Annotated in this window: 23 protein-coding genes; 11 read left to right on the forward strand and 12 right to left on the reverse strand. The window is 53.8% G+C overall.

Annotation, left to right across the window (positions count from 1 at the left end; translation table 11 throughout):
- Nucleotides 1–291: 291 nt before the first annotated feature.
- A complete protein-coding gene (gene punC, locus ABU190_RS11320) occupies nt 292–1,491 on the reverse strand; it encodes a purine nucleoside transporter PunC (RefSeq protein WP_354691336.1) in 1,200 nt (399 codons plus the stop codon).
- Nucleotides 1,492–1,604: 113 nt separating this feature from the next.
- On the opposite strand from punC, the gene punR reads away from it, so the two are divergent.
- A complete protein-coding gene (gene punR, locus ABU190_RS11325) occupies nt 1,605–2,516 on the forward strand; it encodes a DNA-binding transcriptional activator PunR (RefSeq protein WP_041851566.1) in 912 nt (303 codons plus the stop codon).
- Between the two features lie 16 nt (nt 2,517–2,532).
- Here the strand turns inward: punR and purR are convergent, their stop codons facing one another.
- Nucleotides 2,533–3,558, reverse strand: coding sequence for an HTH-type transcriptional repressor PurR (purR, locus tag ABU190_RS11330; protein ID WP_041851565.1), 1,026 nt, complete (start codon nt 3,556–3,558; stop codon nt 2,533–2,535).
- Between the two features lie 298 nt (nt 3,559–3,856).
- Between purR and ABU190_RS11335 the strand changes: the two genes are divergently transcribed.
- Complete coding sequence (locus ABU190_RS11335) at nt 3,857–3,946, forward strand: YnhF family membrane protein (RefSeq protein ID WP_193793635.1); 90 nt, start codon at nt 3,857–3,859, stop codon at nt 3,944–3,946.
- 166 nt (nt 3,947–4,112) lie between these two features.
- On the forward strand, nt 4,113–5,282 hold the full coding sequence (locus tag ABU190_RS11340; RefSeq protein WP_354691337.1) for an MFS transporter: 1,170 nt from the start codon (nt 4,113–4,115) through the stop codon (nt 5,280–5,282).
- 28 nt (nt 5,283–5,310) lie between these two features.
- On the opposite strand, the gene sodB is transcribed toward ABU190_RS11340, so the two are convergent.
- Nucleotides 5,311–5,892, reverse strand: coding sequence for a superoxide dismutase [Fe] (sodB, locus tag ABU190_RS11345; RefSeq protein WP_079498092.1), 582 nt, complete (start codon nt 5,890–5,892; stop codon nt 5,311–5,313).
- Between the two features lie 120 nt (nt 5,893–6,012).
- A complete protein-coding gene (locus ABU190_RS11350) occupies nt 6,013–6,849 on the reverse strand; it encodes an NlpC/P60 family protein (protein ID WP_354691338.1) in 837 nt (278 codons plus the stop codon).
- A gap of 341 nt (nt 6,850–7,190) precedes the next feature.
- Here ABU190_RS11350 and grxD point away from each other — a divergent pair, with 341 nt between their 5' ends.
- The gene (gene grxD / locus ABU190_RS11355; RefSeq protein ID WP_041851561.1) at nt 7,191–7,538 is read left to right on the forward strand and encodes a monothiol glutaredoxin 4; all 348 of its coding nucleotides are present in this window, start codon (nt 7,191–7,193) and stop codon (nt 7,536–7,538) included.
- A gap of 37 nt (nt 7,539–7,575) precedes the next feature.
- Here the strand turns inward: grxD and rnt are convergent, their stop codons facing one another.
- The 4 genes from rnt to ABU190_RS11375 all read right to left on the reverse strand — a co-directional run bounded on the left by rnt (nt 7,576) and on the right by ABU190_RS11375 (nt 10,555).
- Nucleotides 7,576–8,226, reverse strand: a complete 651-nt coding sequence (rnt, locus tag ABU190_RS11360; protein ID WP_041851560.1) for a ribonuclease T — start codon at nt 8,224–8,226, stop codon at nt 7,576–7,578.
- Between the two features lie 92 nt (nt 8,227–8,318).
- Complete coding sequence (gene gloA, locus ABU190_RS11365) at nt 8,319–8,726, reverse strand: lactoylglutathione lyase (protein ID WP_041851559.1); 408 nt, start codon at nt 8,724–8,726, stop codon at nt 8,319–8,321.
- An 84-nt stretch (nt 8,727–8,810) separates the two neighbouring features.
- Nucleotides 8,811–9,905, reverse strand: coding sequence for an alkene reductase (locus ABU190_RS11370; RefSeq protein WP_041851558.1), 1,095 nt, complete (start codon nt 9,903–9,905; stop codon nt 8,811–8,813).
- A gap of 53 nt (nt 9,906–9,958) precedes the next feature.
- Nucleotides 9,959–10,555, reverse strand: a complete 597-nt coding sequence (locus tag ABU190_RS11375; protein WP_354691339.1) for a TetR/AcrR family transcriptional regulator — start codon at nt 10,553–10,555, stop codon at nt 9,959–9,961.
- A gap of 119 nt (nt 10,556–10,674) precedes the next feature.
- Between ABU190_RS11375 and ABU190_RS11380 the strand changes: the two genes are divergently transcribed.
- The 3 genes from ABU190_RS11380 (at nt 10,675) to sodC (ending at nt 12,459) form a co-directional block, all read left to right on the forward strand.
- Nucleotides 10,675–10,914: a DUF1289 domain-containing protein gene (locus tag ABU190_RS11380; RefSeq protein WP_354691340.1), complete on the forward strand. Its 240-nt coding sequence runs from the start codon at nt 10,675–10,677 to the stop codon at nt 10,912–10,914.
- 48 nt (nt 10,915–10,962) lie between these two features.
- The gene (locus ABU190_RS11385; RefSeq protein ID WP_354691341.1) at nt 10,963–11,859 is read left to right on the forward strand and encodes an aldo/keto reductase family oxidoreductase; all 897 of its coding nucleotides are present in this window, start codon (nt 10,963–10,965) and stop codon (nt 11,857–11,859) included.
- Nucleotides 11,860–11,937: 78 nt separating this feature from the next.
- Nucleotides 11,938–12,459, forward strand: coding sequence for a superoxide dismutase [Cu-Zn] SodC (gene sodC, locus ABU190_RS11390; RefSeq protein ID WP_354691342.1), 522 nt, complete (start codon nt 11,938–11,940; stop codon nt 12,457–12,459).
- Here sodC and ABU190_RS11395 read toward each other — a convergent pair.
- From ABU190_RS11395 to ABU190_RS11405, 3 genes are read right to left on the reverse strand one after another with little or no spacing between them, the layout of a single operon-like run.
- A complete protein-coding gene (locus ABU190_RS11395; protein ID WP_354691343.1) occupies nt 12,449–14,464 on the reverse strand; it encodes an FUSC family protein in 2,016 nt (671 codons plus the stop codon). The two genes, sodC and ABU190_RS11395, sit on opposite strands and share 11 nt — an antisense overlap.
- Nucleotides 14,461–15,324 carry an HlyD family secretion protein gene (locus ABU190_RS11400; RefSeq protein WP_354691344.1) on the reverse strand — a complete coding sequence of 288 codons (864 nt, stop codon included), beginning with the start codon at nt 15,322–15,324 and terminating at the stop codon, nt 14,461–14,463. The genes ABU190_RS11395 and ABU190_RS11400 overlap by 4 nt, the downstream gene beginning before the upstream one ends.
- A gap of 2 nt (nt 15,325–15,326) precedes the next feature.
- Nucleotides 15,327–15,563, reverse strand: a complete 237-nt coding sequence (locus ABU190_RS11405; protein WP_041851551.1) for a DUF1656 domain-containing protein — start codon at nt 15,561–15,563, stop codon at nt 15,327–15,329.
- A 177-nt stretch (nt 15,564–15,740) separates the two neighbouring features.
- On the opposite strand from ABU190_RS11405, the gene slyA reads away from it, so the two are divergent.
- Nucleotides 15,741–16,181 carry a transcriptional regulator SlyA gene (gene slyA / locus ABU190_RS11410; protein WP_041851550.1) on the forward strand — a complete coding sequence of 147 codons (441 nt, stop codon included), beginning with the start codon at nt 15,741–15,743 and terminating at the stop codon, nt 16,179–16,181.
- An 86-nt stretch (nt 16,182–16,267) separates the two neighbouring features.
- Here slyA and slyB read toward each other — a convergent pair whose 3' ends face one another.
- On the reverse strand, nt 16,268–16,735 hold the full coding sequence (gene slyB, locus ABU190_RS11415; RefSeq protein WP_071195338.1) for an outer membrane lipoprotein SlyB: 468 nt from the start codon (nt 16,733–16,735) through the stop codon (nt 16,268–16,270).
- A gap of 280 nt (nt 16,736–17,015) precedes the next feature.
- On the opposite strand from slyB, the gene anmK reads away from it, so the two are divergent.
- The 3 genes from anmK to pdxH all read left to right on the forward strand — a co-directional run bounded on the left by anmK (nt 17,016) and on the right by pdxH (nt 19,273).
- Nucleotides 17,016–18,140 carry an anhydro-N-acetylmuramic acid kinase gene (gene anmK / locus ABU190_RS11420; RefSeq protein WP_354691345.1) on the forward strand — a complete coding sequence of 375 codons (1,125 nt, stop codon included), beginning with the start codon at nt 17,016–17,018 and terminating at the stop codon, nt 18,138–18,140.
- Between the two features lie 95 nt (nt 18,141–18,235).
- Nucleotides 18,236–18,559, forward strand: coding sequence for a C-type lysozyme inhibitor (mliC, locus tag ABU190_RS11425; protein ID WP_079498085.1), 324 nt, complete (start codon nt 18,236–18,238; stop codon nt 18,557–18,559).
- Nucleotides 18,560–18,616: 57 nt separating this feature from the next.
- The gene (gene pdxH, locus ABU190_RS11430; RefSeq protein WP_041851546.1) at nt 18,617–19,273 is read left to right on the forward strand and encodes a pyridoxamine 5'-phosphate oxidase; all 657 of its coding nucleotides are present in this window, start codon (nt 18,617–18,619) and stop codon (nt 19,271–19,273) included.
- Nucleotides 19,274–19,347: the final 74 nt, after the last annotated feature.

The following is a 19,347-nucleotide window of genomic DNA, read 5'->3' on the forward strand; positions in this document are numbered from 1 at the left end:
CCACCAGCAAGTGATCAGAACCTTAAAAGAGCGTAGACGCTTTTTGAGGTATGTGAGAAATCTCACGGTTTGCGCCGTGAGGCTGATATCCGACGTAGAACAGAGGAAGGGAGATGACCCTTGCCAGAAAGGCCTTCCATGGACAAACGGGAGCACTCCGGCTCCCGTTAATACCTAATATTTATCGTATTTGTAACTAGCCGGAAAAGAGTATAGGCCTCAAAATCCGCTGATACAACAGAAAACTGTTAGCAAGCTAATCACTAGACTGTAACATAGTCGCTCATGAAATTACGCGTGCGAGGACGACTCACTGGCTTCATCCGCATGAAAACGCTCACTTTCCTGGCGCTGCATACGGTAGCCAAAAGCGACCAGAGCGACCGTTGACAGCATCACGCTGGTGGTGGCGAGCAGCGGATGGGTAATCAGAGCCGATACCACCAGGCTTGCGACAAAACACAGCCCTAATTGCAGTGTATTCTGCAAGGCGGCCGCCCGTCCGGTAGCCTGCGGGAAGGGGCGCAACGCCTGAGCCACGACAATCGGATAGATTGCGCCATTTGCCATTGCCATCAGACAGAAGGGGATCAGCAGGGCGGTCAGTGAGGCGCCAGGCATTAACCCCACTCCCCAGGTTGCCGCAACGCTCAATGCGAAGGCCAGCAGCAACCACGGTAATAAACGGGCACCAGACCATTTCTGCAAGGCGGCGCGACAGCCGTAGCCCCCCACCAGAAAGGCGATGGTTTGCGGCACATAACTCAGGCCGATAACCGCCGGGCCGTAGCCCATTTCATGAAGAATAAATGGTGAACCGGTAAGCCAGGCAAAAAAGCTGGCTGAGCAGGCGGCATAAATCAGCACGTTGCCACGATAGGCTTTATCGCGCAACAGCGCGGCGAAGGTCAGCGCCTGCGCGGTTTTTGCCGGTTTCTGCGCGCCAGGACGCAGACGCAGTGCCGGCAGCATCAATATAACGGTGATGGCAAATAATGTGGCGAAGATCGCTTGCCAGGAAAAGTGCGCCAGAATCCAGCTACCAAGCAGCGGCGCAAGGGCAGGCGATAACCCCACCAGTGGCATGATGGTGGCAAAAATACGGTTTGTACGCTGCGCCGGATAGTGATCTGTTACCAGCGCCTGCCAGGTCACGGCAGCAGCACAGACCCCGACTGCCTGGACAAAACGCAACACCAGCAACCAGACAGCATCCTGAACCCACAGCATACCAAGGCAGCCGACGGCGAAAATGGCCAGGCCGCTTAGCAAAATGGGTTTACGACCATAGCGATCCGACAACGGCCCCCAGACCAGTTGGGCAACGGCAAAGCCTGCAAGGAACAGGCTCAGCGTCGCGCTGACCGCTGCGGCAGAGGTATTTAAATCTTGCTGAATATCGGCGAACGCCGGCAGGTACATATCGGTGGCCAGAAAGCCCAGTACGCTTAAGCCCGCGAGCCAGACTAAAAATCCTTTTCCAGGTTGCATGGCAGATCTCTTTTTTATGGCAGGTTAACAGGGCTCCAGAGTCTAAGGAGTGCAAGTCGGCTTGTGAAACGCTAATATTTGCGCATTGGTTTCAAAATTTTTGCAGGCAGATTATGTGGTCAGAATATTCTCTCGAAGTGGTTGATGCCGTGGCGCGAAACGGCAGCTTTAGCGGTGCGGCGCAGGAGTTGCATCGCGTCCCTTCTGCGGTCAGCTATACAGTGCGTCAGCTTGAAGAGTGGCTGGCGGTGCCGTTGTTTGAACGCCGTCACCGGGATGTGGAGTTGACGCCGGCTGGCGTGTGGTTTTTGAAAGAGGGGCGTTCTGTTATCAAAAAAATGCAGATCACCCGTCAACAATGCCAACAAATCGCCAACGGCTGGCGGGGGCAGCTATCTATCGCCGTCGATAACATCGTCAAACCGGAACGTACGCGCCAGATGATTGTCGACTTCTATCGCCATTTTAGCGATGTCGAACTGCTGGTCTCCCAGGAGGTGTTTAACGGTGTGTGGGATGCGCTGGCCGACGGGCGTGTCGAACTGGCTATCGGTGCGACCCAGGCGATTCCGGTCGGTGGCCGATATACCTTTCGCGATATGGGCATGCTGAGCTGGAAATGCGTGGTCGCCCGCCATCATCCGCTGGCGACAATGGCATCACCGCTCAGTGATGATACGTTGCGCAACTGGCCCTCACTGGTACGCGAAGATACTTCCCGCTCGCTGCCTAAACGTATCACCTGGCTTTTGGATAATCAGAAGCGGGTTGTCGCCCCGGACTGGGAGTCATCTGCGGCCTGTTTGTCAGCCGGGCTGTGTATTGGGATGGTGCCTGCGCATTTCGCCCGGCCGTGGATCGATCGCGGTGAGTGGGTTGCGCTGGCACTGGAAAACCCCTTCCCGGACGCCGCCTGTTGTCTGACCTGGCAGCAGAATGATGCCTCACCGGCGCTGAGTTGGTTACTGAGTTATCTGGGCGACAGCGAAACGCTGAACAGGGAATGGCTGCGGGAGCAGGAGTGAACTGCTCCCGGCAGGATTAACGGCGATAGTCGCGGAACGGACCATCGGCAACCGAGCGGCGTTCAATCAGGCGCGGATGCACTTCAATCGACTGTGACTCTTCACGTTTGTTCACGATACGGTCAAGCAGCATGTTAAACGCGGTTTCCCCCAGCGAGTCTTTCGGCTGGTGAATGGTCGTTAGTGAAGGGGTAAAGAAACGCGAATTACGCACGTTATCATAACCGATCACCGAAATATCCTGCGGCACGCGCAGGCCCATTTCGTCTGCCGCACACAACGCGCCCATTGCCATAATATCGCCGCCGCAGAACACCGCGGTCGGGCGAGAGGACTGGGTCAGGATCTGTTGCATGGCGCGATAGCCGGACTCCGGCTCAAAGTCACCCTGCACGATCCAGTTTTCCGGCACGGTGATATGGGCCTCTTCCATCGCTTTCATAAACCCGCTCAGACGGCCTGCGCCCGTGTTGCGCTCAAGGGGGCCTGGGATAACGCCAATTTCGCGATGGCCGCGTTCAATCAGGTAACGGCCAGCCATATAGCCGCCGGCAAAGGCATTATCGATGACTGTATCGGTAAAATCGGCTTTTGCTTCGCCCCAGTCCATGACCACCATGGGAATGTGGCGATACTCTTCCAGCATACTGAGTAACGATTCCGGATATTCAGAACACATGACCAGCAGGCCATCCACACGTTTTTGCGCCATCATGGACAGATAGGCGCGCTGTTTTTCCAGGTTATTCCAGGCGTTACCGAGAATAAGGGTATAGCCTTTCTGGAAACAATTTTTCTCGACCGCCTCGATGATCTCAGCGAAATAAGCCGCTTCGCTACTGGTCGCCAGCAAGCCAATAGATTTTGTATGATTGACTTTCAGGCTGCGGGCAACCGCGCTGGGGGAGTAATGTAATTCTTTAATCGCCGCCCAGACGGCGTTACGCGTCTCTTCTGCAACGAAACGCGTCTTGTTAATTACGTGTGATACGGTTGTGGTGGAAACGTTTGCTCGCTTCGCTACGTCTTTAATCGTTGCCATCAGATCTTACTCCAGACCATATCGTAAACTCCTGATAATACATAAGGTAAACGTTTGCCTTCCATCACCCTGTACCCATAGAAGGGATTGCAATACGCCGGGAAAAAGACACTGGACGTCAGGAGGGGAGTCAATGGCCGGTACGCTAATAAATTTAGCGTCGAATTTTGTCTGATCTTGACCAAAAGGGGAAGTGCTAAAACGTGTATCACCCTAAATCCTGCAAGATTTTTACGATTATTTGTGCAAAAATGCGTTACATCACTTTTTGTGTGGAAATTAATAAGGAGAAAAATTGATGAGCACCGACCTGAAGTTTTCTTTAATGACTACCGTGATTGTACTTGCCCTGATTGTTGCTGCCGGGCTGACTGCCGCACTGCATTGATTTATCCCGAGGGAGAGGTTTCTCTCCCTCGTTTCACTCCTCGATTGTCATCAAATTAGCAATAGTCTTTTCCCATTTCGCTAACTTCTGTTTTTTGTGATTAATGTCATACTTTTGACTTCTGTGACGGTGTCGCGCGTCGACACGGCAATTCCGGAGTCTATTTATGAAGATTAATTTCCCACTGCTTGCCCTGGCGATTGGCGCTTTCGGCATCGGTACGACCGAATTTTCCCCCATGGGGTTACTCCCTGTTATCGCCCAGGGCGTGGATGTCTCGATCCCGGCAGCGGGTATGCTTATTAGCGCTTATGCCATTGGCGTGATGGTTGGAGCACCGTTAATGACATTGCTGCTTTCACACCGGGCGCGACGTAATGCGCTGGTGTTCCTGATGGCGATTTTTACCCTCGGCAATGTGCTGTCGGCACTTTCACCTGATTACACAACACTGATGCTCTCCCGCATTATCACAAGCCTTAACCACGGCGCTTTCTTTGGGTTGGGTTCTGTGGTGGCTGCAAGCGTGGTGGCAAAAGAAAAACAGGCAAGCGCGGTGGCGACCATGTTTATGGGACTGACTATCGCCAATATTGGTGGTGTGCCCGCAGCAACCTGGCTGGGCGGGGCGATTGGCTGGCGCATGTCGTTCCTTGCTACGGCGGGGCTGGGGGTTATCGCCATGGTCAGTCTCTATTTTTCCTTGCCGAAAGGCAGTGCCGGCGAATGTCCTGATGTACGTAAAGAGCTGGCGGTCTTAATGCGGCCTCAGGTGGTTTCCGCGTTGCTGACGACGGTACTGGGGGCAGGGGCGATGTTCACGCTCTACACTTACATTTCGCCGGTGCTGCACCGTATTACCGATGCCACTCCGGCCTTTATCACCGCGATGCTGGTGCTGGTGGGCGTTGGATTCTCCATCGGCAACTACCTTGGCGGCAAGCTGGCTGACCGCTCGGTCACGGCGACCCTGAAAGGCTTCTTGCTGTTATTGATCGTGATTATGGTTGCTATTCCCTGGCTGGCACGCAGTGAAATTGGTGCGGCAATCAGCATGGTTATCTGGGGCGCGGCAACCTTTGCGGTAGTGCCTCCGTTGCAGATGCGTGTTATGCGTGTGGCACATGAAGCTCCCGGATTGTCGTCGTCAGTCAATATTGGCGCGTTTAACCTGGGCAATGCGCTGGGGGCCGCGGCAGGGGGCGCGGTGATTTCGGGTGGTCTGGGGTATACCGTTGTGCCGGTTACCGGGGCGATTATTGCAGGGATGGCGTTACTGTTGGTGCTGTTTTCCGGCAGAGCCAGCACAGAACGCACCTGCACAGCAGCAGAGTAAAAAACAGGAGGGTTTCCCCTCCTGATGATTACGCGGCGAGATTCTTCGCGACAAACTCCCAGTTGACCAGCGCCCAGAAATGCTCCAGATAGTTTGGACGGGCGTTACGATAGTCAATGTAGTAAGCGTGTTCCCACACATCCACAGTCAGCAGCGGCGTGGCGTCGGTGGTCAGCGGTGTTCCGGCGTTTGATGTCGAAACAATGGCCAGTTTGCCATCGGCGTTTTTCACAAGCCACGTCCAGCCTGAACCAAAGTTCTTCACTGCGGCATCCGTGAATTTCGCTTTAAACTCAGCAAAGCTGCCAAAGGCTTCGGTAATCGCAGCCGCCACTGCACCGGTAGGTTCACCGCCTGCGTTCGGGGCCAGACAATGCCAGTAGAAGGTGTGGTTCCAGACCTGGGCTGCATTGTTAAACACGCCGCCCTCAGAGCTACGAATAATCTCTTCCAGAGTTTTGCCTTCCAGTGGGCTGCCTTTAATCAGGTTGTTCAGGTTGGTGACATAAGCCTGATGATGTTTGCCGTGATGGTACTCCAGTGTTTCCGCAGAAATGTGCGGAGCCAGGGCGTCTTTTGCATACGGTAATGCAGGTAATTCGAACGACATTGCTTCACTCCTTATTGTTGTAATGCACTCAATAACCTTATTGAGTGTAAGGATAGGGTAGCAAATCGAAAGGGGAGAAAAAAGAGAGAGTTACCTGCCGCATTAGCGGCAGGTACGAGATTAGCGGATGGTTTTTGGCGTAACCACTCTGCGGGCACCCACATAATGACGCTGCCAGTAATCTTCGCTTAATGAGGTAATCTGAATATCCTGGCCGCTGCGTGGTGACTGAATGAATTTGCCGTTGCCGACATACACACCCACGTGGTCAGCGGTACCACGACCCTGTGTACGGAAAAACACCAGATCGCCGCTTTCCAGTTCCGCAACGTTGACCGGAGAGGCATCACGCAGGTGATACATTTCGTTCGCGGTGCGAGGAATGCGGAATTTCACCAGATCTTTATAGGCGTAATAGACCAGACCACTGCAATCAAAGCCGGTCATCGGGGAGGTGCCGCCCCAATGGTAAGGTTTGCCAATCTGATTCATCAGTTTGGACATGGCAGTTTTCTGTACTTTTTGGATGCGGACTTTGTGCGCATCAGAAAGCGCAACAAGTTTGCTGTTTTTCACTTTTACACAGTGCGGTTTATGGCCTTTGCGCTTTGTGCATTTTTCCGTCATAGCGGTAGCGGCGATGGGTTTCGTGCTGGTTTTACTGTGACGGGAGGAATTCTTACTGGTGGTATTTTTGCTGCTGGTTGACGATTTTTTCGTCACTGCCACTTTTTTATTTCCGGCTTTAGCCGTTGTTTTTGTTTCGGTGCGACTGCTTTTCTTTGATGTTTTTTCTGTGGTGGTTTTTTTCTTACTCTCGGATGCTTTCGCCAGATGCGTTGTCTTATGCACGGCCGAACCTCGCGTCTGCTCGGAAGCACTCGCTAATGGCGTGAAAGTCAACGTGGTGAACAACAAAGCACAGAGCGTGATCGAAGCTGTATGAATTCGCGCCACTGAGCAATCCCCTGATAAGTGCAGGCATTCAATAATGCTTGCGTATGATTTAGAACCGCGTCGATTCTAATCTAAAAAAAGCACAAAAGTTAATAGGGTTTTTGCATCTAAAACTGTGTTTCGTTAGCAAGCGCAAAAAAAATCACCAATTGGCTCTGGAAGAAGCTCAAATGTTGAACTAATGGCGTGCGGTGAAACGTGAGATAAGTGATATTTTAAAAGCAACTTATCGCGACAGACGATAAAATAATGAGTGGTGAACAAAATGTTATTTTCGGTTACGCACCTTAACCGTTACAATGACGACTATCTGCCGAAAAGAAGTTGAAGGAAGCAAGACAATGAGCTCTACCCTTGAAAAAATCCAGCGCCAGATCGCTGAAAACCCGATTCTCCTGTATATGAAAGGCTCTCCGAAGCTGCCAAGCTGCGGCTTTTCCGCACAGGCAGTGCAAGCGCTCTCCGCCTGTGGCGAACGTTTTGCTTACGTTGATATTCTGCAAAACCCGGACATTCGCGCCGAGCTGCCGAAATATGCAAACTGGCCGACCTTCCCGCAACTGTGGGTTGATGGCGAGCTGGTTGGCGGGTGCGACATCGTAATCGAAATGTACCAGCGCGGCGAATTGCAGCAGCTGATCAAAGAGACGGCGGCGAAATACAAATCCGAAGAGCCGGACGCGGAATAATCATCGCAATAAAAAAGCGACCTTCGGGTCGCTTTTTTTATGCCTCGCTATCTGCGATGGGTAGCGGCCAGCCGCCCAGCCGTTTCCAGCGGTTAACTATCTCGCAAAACAGCAGTGCGGTCTGCTCAGTGTCGTACAGCGCGGAGTGTGCCTGGGTTGCGTCAAAATTAATGCCGGCGGTGGCGCAGGCTTTCGAAAGCACCGTTTGCCCCAGCGCCAGCCCGCTCAACGAGGCGGTATCGAAAGTGACGAACGGATGGAACGGATTACGCTTAAGGGATGCACGCTCAGCGGCAGCCATCATAAAGCTGTGGTCGAAGGTGGCGTTGTGAGCCACCATAATGGCGCGATTACAATTCTGATCTTTAATACCTTTACGCACCATCTTGAAAATAGCGTGGAGCGCGTCGTGCTCGCTCACGGCACCCCGCAGCGGGTTATTCGGGTCGATACCGTTAAATGCCAGCGCTTCCGGCTGCAGGTTCGCTCCCTCAAACGGTTCAACATGAAAATGCAGGGTGCTGTCAGGCATTAACCAACCCTGGTCGTCCATTTTCAGCGTGATGGCAGCGACCTCCAGCAGTGCATCGGTTTTGGCGTTAAACCCGGCGGTTTCAACATCAATCACGACAGGGTAAAAACCGCGAAAACGGTCGCACAGACCGGTAAGTTGGGCGTTATCGGACATTGGAGTCTCTTGCTAAGGGAAAATGGCAGCGCATTATGGCAAATTTTGCGAAGGGATGTAAAACAGCGGGCGCCACAGGCGCCCGTAAAGCATTAATTGCCCAAACCGCGTCCCGCGTCTTTGGCTTCAATCAGTTCGACTTTATAGCCGTCCGGATCTTCAATAAAAGCGATAACGGTGGTGCCGCCTTTTACCGGACCCGCTTCACGCGTTACGTTGCCGCCATTTTGACGAATCCGCTCACAGGCTTCTGCCGCATTATCCACTTCCAGCGCGATATGACCGTAAGCGCTGCCCAGGTCATATTTATCTACGCCCCAGTTATAGGTCAGTTCGATAACTGCCGTTTCTGTTTCCGGACCATAACCCACAAAGGCCAGTGAGTATTTGTATTCCGGGTTTTCACTGGTACGCAGCAACTGCATGCCCAGCACTTTGGTGTAGAAATCGATGGAGCGTTGCAGGTCGCCAACGCGCAGCATGGTGTGAAGTAAGCGCATAATGTCCTCTTAAGCGTCAATGAATTGTCATTCGAAACAGAGTTTTAGTATAGCGGCGGATCCCTGCCGCTATCAACGAAGTGATTATAAAGAAGGGTAGTCGGTATAACCTTCCGCGCCACCGCCATAGAAGCTTTCCGGGCGTTGCGGGTTCAGTTCTGCTTTGCGCTGCAGGCGTTCAACCAGATCCGGGTTAGCGATATAAGCACGACCAAAGGCCACCGCGTCAATCAAACCTTTCGCAATCAGATCTTCTGCTTTTTCTACCGTGTAGGCGCCAGCACCGATGATGGGGCCGTGGAAACGCTCACGCACTTTGCGACGGAACTCCTCGGTGTACGGCTGACCGCCTGCCCAGTCCGGCTCGGACATGTGCAGATAGGCAATCCCGCGTTTACCCAGTTCTTCAATAAAGTACAGTGCGTCTTCTTCTTCATTCGGGCCGTTATCGGTGTTCTGGAAGGAACCGATAGGGGAGACGCGAATACCGATGCGATCCGCACTCCAGGCAGCGCTTACGGCATCAACAACTTCCAGCACCAGGCGGGCGCGGTTTTCGATGCTGCCGCCATACTGGTCGGTACGCTGGTTGGCAGACGGTGACAGGAACTGGTGCAACAGATAGCCGTGGGCAGAGTGCAATTCGACTAAATCAAAACCGGCTTCACGTGCGTTGATGACGGCCTGACGGAAATCATTGACGATGCCCGGAATTTCGCTGGTTTCCAGCGCTCGCGGCATCGACGTGTCTTCGCGGGTTGCGTTGCCGTTAGCGTCACGCAGGGAGGTACGGGTACCGGAACTGATCGCCGAAGGGGCAACAGGTGCCTGGCCGCCAGGCTGCAGGCTGGTGTGAGAAATGCGTCCGGTGTGCCAGAGCTGAACCGCCATATGACCGTTTTCAGCGTGTACGCCAGCGGTGATTTTTTTCCATGCGGCAATTTGTTCCGGGCTGTGAAGGCCCGGCGCGCCTGCATAGCCTTTCGCCTGTGCAGAGATTTGGGTCGCTTCACTGATGATTAAGCCAGAGCTGGCGCGCTGGCGGTAGTATTCGCCCATCAGCGGAGTCGGGATATCGCCAGGCTCAATGCTGCGCAGACGTGTCAGCGGAGCCATCAGCACACGGTTTGGGATGGTAATCGCGCCAATTTTCAGCGGCGTAAACAAATTGCTGGACATAAATTCTCCTGAATAGACCGGTCGACTAGTAAAGTGGTAAATAAAAACGCCTGTTAAAGAGGCGCTGCAATAATCGTTTTCGCATGGGCCAGCGCACTTTCCAGCGGCACGGCACTGCGTGAAATCTTAGCCTGCAGATTGGCACCCAGCCACAGGGAATAGAGCACCTGCGCCTGGGTCAGCGCATCACCAGTAAAGGTCAGACACTGATCACGGCGGCCGCTTTCCAGCGCCTGTGCCAGTAAGGTGATAATGCCACTGGCACCTTTGTCCATGGCTTCACGCATCGTTTCTGACAGGTCACACACCTCGGCAGAAAGCTTGACGGTCAGGCAGCCGCTGATAATCCCCTGATCACAAAACTGGATGAGTGTCTGCTGATAATACGCGAGCAGGCGATCGCGATAGTTTCCTGCGCCTGTGGCAAAATGATCCGTCAGACGCTGGTGATACCCGGCATAATGACGTTCGAGCATCGCAACCCCGAACGCCTCTTTCGAGCGAAAATAGTGGTAGAAAGAGCCCTTCGGCACTTCCGTTGTTTTCAGTAATTCGCTTAACCCCATGCCCGTAAAACCGCGATGCATGCATAAGCGCTCGCCGGTTTCCAGCAGGTGTTCGCGGGTATCGTGTTCAGTATTTCTGCTCATGGGCACAATCTACTAGACCGATTGGTCTATTGCAAGTAGCAATAGATGCGATCTCAATCTTGCAGGTTCCGCGCGCGCAGTCTTCAATAAAGAGAGACGAATATTACAGGAGGCGATGCGTGCCAGAACAACTGGAGTTTTTCCCCGTCCAGAGCCCGTGCCGGGGAATATGCCAGTCAGATGAGCGGGGATTTTGCCGTGGCTGTATGCGCAGCCGCGAAGAACGGTTCAACTGGCAAACCATAAGCGACGCCCAAAAACAGGATGTCCTGCGCCTGTGTCGTCAGCGTTTTCTGCGCAAATTACGGGCGAATAAAGCCCTCCCGCCTGAAGAACCTGAGCAACCCTCACTGTTTTGACGCCATAATTGCGTATACTCATGGCAAATTATTGCTGAGGAAGTGGTTATGGTTCAGAGAATTACCCTTGCGCCGCAGGGACCGGAGTTCTCCCGTTTTGTGATGGGCTATTGGCGACTGATGGACTGGAATATGTCTGCCCGTCAGTTGGTGAGTTTTATTGAGGAGCACCTGGATCTCGGTGTCACCACTGTCGACCATGCGGACATCTACGGTGGTTACCAGTGCGAAGCGGCTTTTGGCGAGGCGCTCAAGCTGGCTCCCCATCTGCGTCAACGCATGGAGATTGTCTCTAAATGCGGTATCGCCACCACTGCCCGTGCTGAGAATGCGTTGGGCCACTACATCACCAGCCGCGATCACATTATCGCCAGCGCCGAACAGTCATTGGTGAATCTGGCGACCGAACGTCTGGACCTGCTGCTCATTCATCGCCCGGATCCGCTGATGGATGCCGATGAAGTGGCTGAGGCGTTTTTGCATCTGCACCAGAGCGGCAAAGTGAGCCATTTTGGCGTGTCGAACTTCACCCCGGCGCAGTTCTCGCTGCTCCAGTCGCGCCTGCCGTTTACCCTGGCGACCAACCAGGTTGAGATTTCTCCGGTTCACCAGCCGCTATTACTGGACGGTACGCTCGATCAACTCCAGCAATTGCGCATTCGCCCGATGGCCTGGTCCTGCCTTGGCGGTGGACGTCTGTTCAACGATGAGGCGTTCCAGCCACTGCGTGATGAACTGGCGAAAGTGGCGCAAGAACTGAATGCCCAGAGTATTGAACAAGTGGTGTATGCCTGGGTGATGCGGCTGCCGTCGCAGCCGTTGCCGATAATCGGTTCCGGAAAAATTGAACGCGTCCGTTCGGCGCTGGGAGCGGCAAGCCTTGAGATGACCCGCCAGCAGTGGTTCCGCATCCGCAAAGCGGCCCTGGGTTACGATGTTCCCTGATAAGCGCTAAGGTGACTTTCCGCCAAATCTTTTTCCCTGGTTTAAACTTACAGGGCAAAAGCAAAAAACGGAGGTCATATGAAGCGTTTTAGTCTGGCAATGTTGACACTGTTCGTCTGCGCCGGTGCGCAGGCGGCCAGTACCGAAGTGAAGATGAACCTCGTCACTGCCGAGGGGACGGGGCAGTCCGTCGGCACGGTGAACATCAGCGAAACCGATAAGGGGCTGAAATTTACGCCCGATCTAAAAGGACTCCCGCCCGGTGAACATGGCTTTCATGTTCATGCAAAAGGATCGTGTGAGCCTGCGTTGAAAGATGGAAAACCCTCTGCTGCCGAGGCGGCAGGTGGTCATCTCGACCCCGATAAAACCGGTAAACACGAAGGCCCCGAGGGGATGGGGCATTTAGGAGATTTACCGGTGCTGGTGGTTAACAACGACGGTAAGGCGACCGATGCGGTGGTTGCGCCGCGCCTGAAAAAACTCAGTGACGTGAAAGAAAAAGCCCTGATGGTTCATGTTGGCGGCGATAACATGTCTGATTCACCGAAACCGCTCGGCGGTGGCGGGGCACGTTACGCCTGTGGTGTTATCCGCTAGCGGAATCGGCCAGTGTGCCTGCTGCCGGGGCTTGCTCCAGTTGCGATAACGAGCAATACAATCGCCAGATAAGCGATGCCAGTTCCCGTGCGGCAGGTTGATGATGGCGTGCCAGCGCATCACAAATCCGTTGCAGTTCGCTAAGCGTTGCGGCCAGTGGGCGCTGTTGCACGCCGCGTTCACTCATCACATCGCGTAACAGGCTCAGACAGAGATCCCTGACTTTCGACAAGGGATCTGAGCGTGCCTCCCAGTCGCGCAGTTGCCAGACCACATGCGAACAGTTGAGCAAAACCACTCCCCAGCGTAATAACCAGCGGCGGGCGAGTGCATCTTTGCTGTTACTCAACTGACTAATATGGTGATAAACCACCGACTCAAATTCATGCTCGCTCATCGTCGGCATTCGGCTGAGCTGGTCGACAAAACCTCGCCGAAGCGCACGAATATGACGGCGGCTTTTGTGCGCATCTGACCCAGGGCGCAAAATGGCAAACGAGAGCCACGCCAGCGCCACGCCGAGAATTTTCGCCAGATCGTCATTTAAAAAATCCGCCAGGTCATAGACCGGGGGATTGGTCACCGAAATAAACGATCCCATAAAAACGATCAATTGCCCCCACAGCCCAGCCAGTTTGGGCATTTGGAGCTTGAGCAACTGCATTGTGGTCAACAGTGGCAGCAAAAATAGCAAGAACACCCATAAATCGCTGATCTGTACCATCAGACCAAACTTCACGACGAAACTGAATAATGTCAGCAACGCGAGCGTGCGTAGAAGTAGCGTCAATGAATTAAACGGGGCGGGAGAGACCGAATAGAGTACGCAACTGATGGCGGCAAGGGTCAGCGCTGCATCGCCGTACTCCCACTGGCTGGTGATCGTCCAGGCGCCCACCAGACTCAATGCACCAAAGGTACGTATCCCGCTCCACAGCGCCTCGGCGTTATCGGTAAAGCGCGCCAGAGCACGGCTTCTGGGCAGCGTAAATTCGGTGATCGGGGTGGCATTTTCAAGACGCGCCAGCCAACGGCTGCTGGCCAGGTACAGTCGGCAGAAGTATCGCAAACGGTGCCAGAAGGCGCGGTGCCGATAGTCGTCGTCATTCATCGGCGCGAGAGGGGCAATAATGCGCGCTATGGTATAAAAGTGCGCGCCAGGCCGGGCGAGCTCCACCAGCAACGTTTCGAGTATTGCTCGCGTATTCTCAGGCGGATGCGGCCAGTTCAATAGCAGTCGGCGCAGGCTGGAGATAACGCTGGTCAGACGTAATTGCTGATGGAGCAGGTGGTTGAGAAGCCGGTTCTGACGACGAAAACGATAGTGGCTCCAGAAAGCCTGGATGCGCAGCAAATTCATGGTCAATATCTGCCCAATCACATTTTCATGGGCGGTGCGGATGGCGTCGGTTATCTCCTGTTGCCAGAGCAGGCTGGCATGTTCGAGCAGGCGGGCGTGCATCTTTTTCAGCGCGCTCAGCAACGCGGTACCGTCAGACGTGCTCGGCATGATCATCATCATCATGCCGCCACAGCCAATCCCCAGCAGTACTTCACAGACGCGGGCCTGGGCGATATCCCACAGTTCGGTGGTGTCTGTAATATTGACCACCGGAAAGGCAATAATCGCGGCGGTATACCCTGCAAGCTGGAAGGCGTAAGCGACGTTATTACTGAACTGCGCACAGGCCCAGGTACAGAAACCTATCCATGCGGCCATGGCGAACAGAAACAACCACGGATCGTTAAGCGTATGTCCGGCAATGATCATCGCCGCTGTCGCTCCCAGCAGGCTGCCCGCGACACGACCGAGACTTTTACTGATCACCCCGCCCACGGTCGGAAAACTCACGACGGCGGCAGAAGTCATTGCCCAGTAAGGCTCATCCAGATTGAGGTAATAGGCGACCGTCAGGGCCAGGCACATCGCAATACTGTTGCGCATGGCGTACCGCCACTGAGGACGTGTTGCGGTAAGCCAGGGCAGGGGAAACGCAATTTTCACTTCGCGCCGCCGATCGATACCGTGCAGGTGGTGCCGGACACCAGTGTCACATCGGCGGGCAGGGAATTGAACTGAATCCGAACAGGCACGCGCTGGGCCAGACGCACCCAGGGCACATTCGGCTTGATGTCTGCCACCAGACCGCTGTCGGTTTCGACGCTCTGGTCATAAATTGCCCGACCGATACTGGAAACGTGACCCTGTAACGTAATATTGCCGCTGTAGAGAACGATTTGCGCCGCGGCACCTTGACGAATATGACGCAATTTTGTCTCTTCGAAATACCCCACCACATAAAAAGAGTGGCTGTCGATGAGTGCAAACAGCGGTTGCCCGGCGGTGGCGTAGTTGCCGGTGCGGGTGGAAAGATTGGTTATCCAGCCGTCTACGGGGGCTTTTACCTGCGTTTGTGAAAGTTGCCATTGTGCCTGTTGCAGGGCGGCCTCGGCCGCATTGACGCTCGCCTGCATCGCCTTCACATTGATATTTGCGGTATCGAGATCTTCTGCTGAAATATAATTTTTCGACAAATGGCGGCGACGGTTGGCTTCATTATTGGCTTTGGAGAGATCGGTTTGCGCGCGCGCCAGTTGCGCCTGGGCATTCAGCACGGCGATTTTGTACGGCGTGTCGTCGATTCGGAGCAAAATATCGCCCGCTTTAACTAACTGGTTATCCTTTATATTCAGCTCAGTAATGCTTCCTGACACTTGCGGGGTGATACTGACCTGCTCAGCGCGGACTTTACCGTCGCGTGTCCAGGGGGCCTGCATATAGAAGTTCCATAACCACCAGCCAGCGGCGAGCGCCACGGCCAGAACCAGTAACGTCGAAAAGTATTTAAGTGATTTCAGGCGCATAGTTACCACATGATCAAAAAGCCGAGAGACAGACTGATAGCGATCACGAAAAGTGAGAGATCCATCAGGATGGGATGCCAGATATCCCCTGCGTACATCCAGTCACGCAGTAAGCGATGCAAAACCAGCCACACCATAAACCCCAGCAGTACTGCTTTAAAGATAGGGGGAAAGTAGACCGAAGCGCCGAAGATCAGGTCCTGCAGGGGAAATTCCGGGGAGCGAATTGTCAGCGTCAAAAGCGTTAGTCCTTTACAGAAAGGTTCACCGGTTCGTTTTGACGGCGAAGACCGCCAGACGGAGATAGTAAGAATGGGCGAACACGGTGAAGGCAGCAATGCATTTGTTTTAGCAATATAAATGCTGCACACTATTCTAAAATGAGTATAATAACTTAGCAAGCTAATTATAAGGAGATGAAATTGGAATCGCCATTAGGTTCTGATCTGGCACGCTTAGTGCGCATCTGGCGTGCTCTGATTGACCATCGCCTGAAACCTCTGGAATTGACGCAAACGCATTGGGTCACGCTGCATAACATTCATCAGCTTCCTCCCGATCAGTCGCAAATTCAACTGGCAAAAGCGATCGGCATCGAGCAGCCTTCGCTGGTGCGTACGTTGGACCAACTGGAAGAGAAAGGGCTTATTTCTCGCCAGACCTGTGCCAATGACCGCCGTGCAAAACGGATCAAATTGACAGAAAAAGCTGACCCGATCATCGAAGAAATGGAAACGGTGATTAAGCAAACGCGGGGCGAAATTCTTTCGGGTATTTCACCGGAAGAGCTGGATTTGTTGATTAGCCTGATTGCCAGGCTGGAACAGAACATCATTGAGTTGCAGTCGCGAGACTAATGCTCGGTTGTAATTAAAAAGCCTCGCAGATGCGAGGCTTTTTTATCTCTACGTTCAGGTCGTCGCCTGCGAAGGCACTGATACCATTAACGCGGGGATACGGTAACCTGGCGCCCATTGCTTGCCAGTGCGACACGCTGGCCTGCGACGAAACGGGAGTTGCCCTGTTTCTGCACAACCATAATGCTGCTGCCATCGTCTTTACGAATTTCCAGCTCCACACCCTGTGATTTATTCATCGCACCCTGCACGCTCTGACCGGCTACGCCACCCGCCACAGCACCCGCCGCTGTTGCAAGAGAACGCCCGGTGCCACCACCCACGGTGTTGCCCAGGAAGCCACCCAGTACCGCGCCACCCAAAGCGCCGACAACGTTGCTGTCGTCACCGCCCTGGATTTGTACCTGACGAACGTTGACAATGGTGCCGTAAGTGACATTTTGTACTTGTTTGGCTTCTGAAGCGGAATAGACATCTCCGGAAAGAGTACTGTCATTAACACAACCCGCCAGAGTAAATCCAACCAGCGTAACTGCCAGTGCACGTAACATCATCTATGAATCTCCTGTTCACCAAAACATGCTCAGTTGAGCATCCGTCATGGTTAAATTATATGGCATTTAGTCACACCAGGTCACATCTTCTGCCAAAACATAGCAAAAATAATAACAATGATGGATTTAACCGGTCCTAAACAGGCCGATTATAAGCGTCTGCCGCTGTTTTTCCTTCAGTGAGCTCTGATTCGATTGTTAAAAAGTATTTGTAATCGATAGCTTTACAAAACACTTTATGGTGGAGTGAACGTCTAAAGCCCTGCAACGAGGAAGGCGTATGAAATCGGGTCGCTATATTGGCGTAATGTCGGGAACAAGCCTTGATGGTGTGGATGTTGTGCTTGCCGCTATTGATGACAAGATGGTCGCCCAACAGGCCAGTCTCACCTGGCCGATGCCGATACCGCTGAAAGAGGCTGTCCTGAGCATCTGCCAGGGCCAATCGCTCACCCTGTCGCAACTGGGGCAACTGGATACGCGTCTGGGCAAACTTTTTGCCGAAGCTGTCCTTGCACTGATGGCGCAAGAACAACTCAGCGCAAAAGATATCGTGGCCATTGGTTGCCACGGTCAAACCATCTGGCATGAGCCCACCGGCGATGCGCCTCATACGCTGCAAATTGGTGATAACAATCAAATCGCCGCGTTAACCGGTGTGACTGTGGTCGGGGATTTCCGCCGCCGCGATATTGCCCTTGGCGGGCAGGGGGCACCGCTGGTCCCGGCGTTTCATCATGCGTTACTGGCACATCCCATTGAGCGCCGGATAGTACTGAACATCGGTGGCATCGCCAATATCTCACTACTTTTCCCGGCTAAACCGGTCCGCGGATATGACACCGGGCCAGGAAATATGCTGATGGATGCCTGGATTTGGCGTCAACTTGGCAAGCCCTACGATAAAGACGCCCAGTGGGCGAGCGGTGGGAAAGTCGTCCTGCCGCTGCTGCAAAACATGCTCAGCGATCCCTATTTTGCTGCACCCGCGCCGAAAAGCACCGGACGTGAATATTTTAACTATGGCTGGCTTGAGCGTCAGTTGGCGATTTTCCCGGCGCTGGATCCGCGTGATGTCGAAACTACGCTGGTTGAACTGACGGCGGTGACGATTTCCGAACAGGTATTGTTGTGCGGCGGCTGCGAACGGTTGCTGGTCTGTGGCGGGGGGAGCCGTAATCCGTTGTTGATGGCGCGCCTTTCTGCGCTGCTGCCGGGTACTGAGGTCACCACGACGGATGAGGCGGGAATCAGTGGCGATGATATGGAAGCCCTTGCCTTTGCCTGGCTTGCCTGGCGTACGCTGGCCGGTTTACCTGGCAACTTACCTTCGGTAACGGGGGCATCGCAGGCCAGCGTGCTGGGGGCTATCTATCCGGCTAATCCGCGACAGAATCAGAGTTAACTGACTTTCACCCAGGCTGCGTACCGTTAGACTCCGGGGTTTACGGAGGACGTTATTCGCGTCCTCCATGACCAGGACAGTCTCGGGAAAACCTAATGAAAAGAGTGTTAATCGCCTGCCTGCCCGCGCTTCTCGCCGGGTGTAGTTACTACAACCAGTTTGTTGAGCGCATGAATACGGATACGCTTAACTATCAGTGTGACGAAAAGCCGCTGACGGTGAAATTGAACCATCCCCGCCAGGAAGTGAGCTTTATTTATGACAATACCCCGCTGATCCTCAAGCAAGGTCTGTCGGCGTCGGGGACACGCTACACTGACGGTATTTATGTCTTCTGGTCGAAGGGGGATGGCGCCACGGTCTACAAGCGCGATCGCATCGTACTGAATAACTGCCAGTTACAAAATCCGCGGCGTTGAGATTTTCGCAAGGGGGGGGCACAATAGCCCCACCTGATAATTCATCTTGCTAACGCCATGTCTGATAACGATCAATTGCAGCAAATCGCGCATTTGCGCCGTGAGTACACCAAAGGCGGCTTGCGCCGCGCCGATCTTCCCTCCGAACCGTTGCCGCTGTTTGAGCGCTGGCTTGGTCAGGCGTGTGAAGCCAAACTCGCCGACCCGACCGCGATGGTCGTTGCGACTGTTGATGAAACCGGTCAACCTTACCAGCGTATTGTGCTGCTCAAACACTATGACGAGAAAGGGCTGGTGTTTTATACCAATCTGGGCAGTCGTAAAGCCCACCAGATCGAGAAAAACCCGGCTATCAGCCTGCTGTTTCCGTGGCACATGCTGGAGCGCCAGGTCATGGTGATCGGTAAAGCTGAGCGCCTTTCTACGCTGGAGGTGGTGAAGTATTTCCACAGCCGTCCACGCGACAGCCAGATTGGCGCGTGGGTCTCACAGCAATCCAGCCGGATCTCCGCGCGTGGCATTCTCGAAAGCAAATTCCTTGAACTCAAGCAGAAGTTCCAGCAGGGCGAAGTTCCGTTACCCAGCTTCTGGGGCGGCTATCGCGTCAGTATTGAGCAAATGGAGTTCTGGCAGGGAGGCGCGCACCGTCTCCACGATCGTTTTTTATACCAGCGTGAAAATGACGCATGGAAAATTGATCGCCTCGCGCCGTAAACCCTGAAAAATGTTGCGCTAAGCGCTGGTGCTCCTGCATCCGGCGCTTTATTCTATGTAACTTTCGTAACTGG

The organism is Phytobacter sp. RSE-02, assembly GCF_040578655.1.
GTDB classification, from domain to species: Bacteria; Pseudomonadota; Gammaproteobacteria; order Enterobacterales; family Enterobacteriaceae; genus Phytobacter; species Phytobacter diazotrophicus.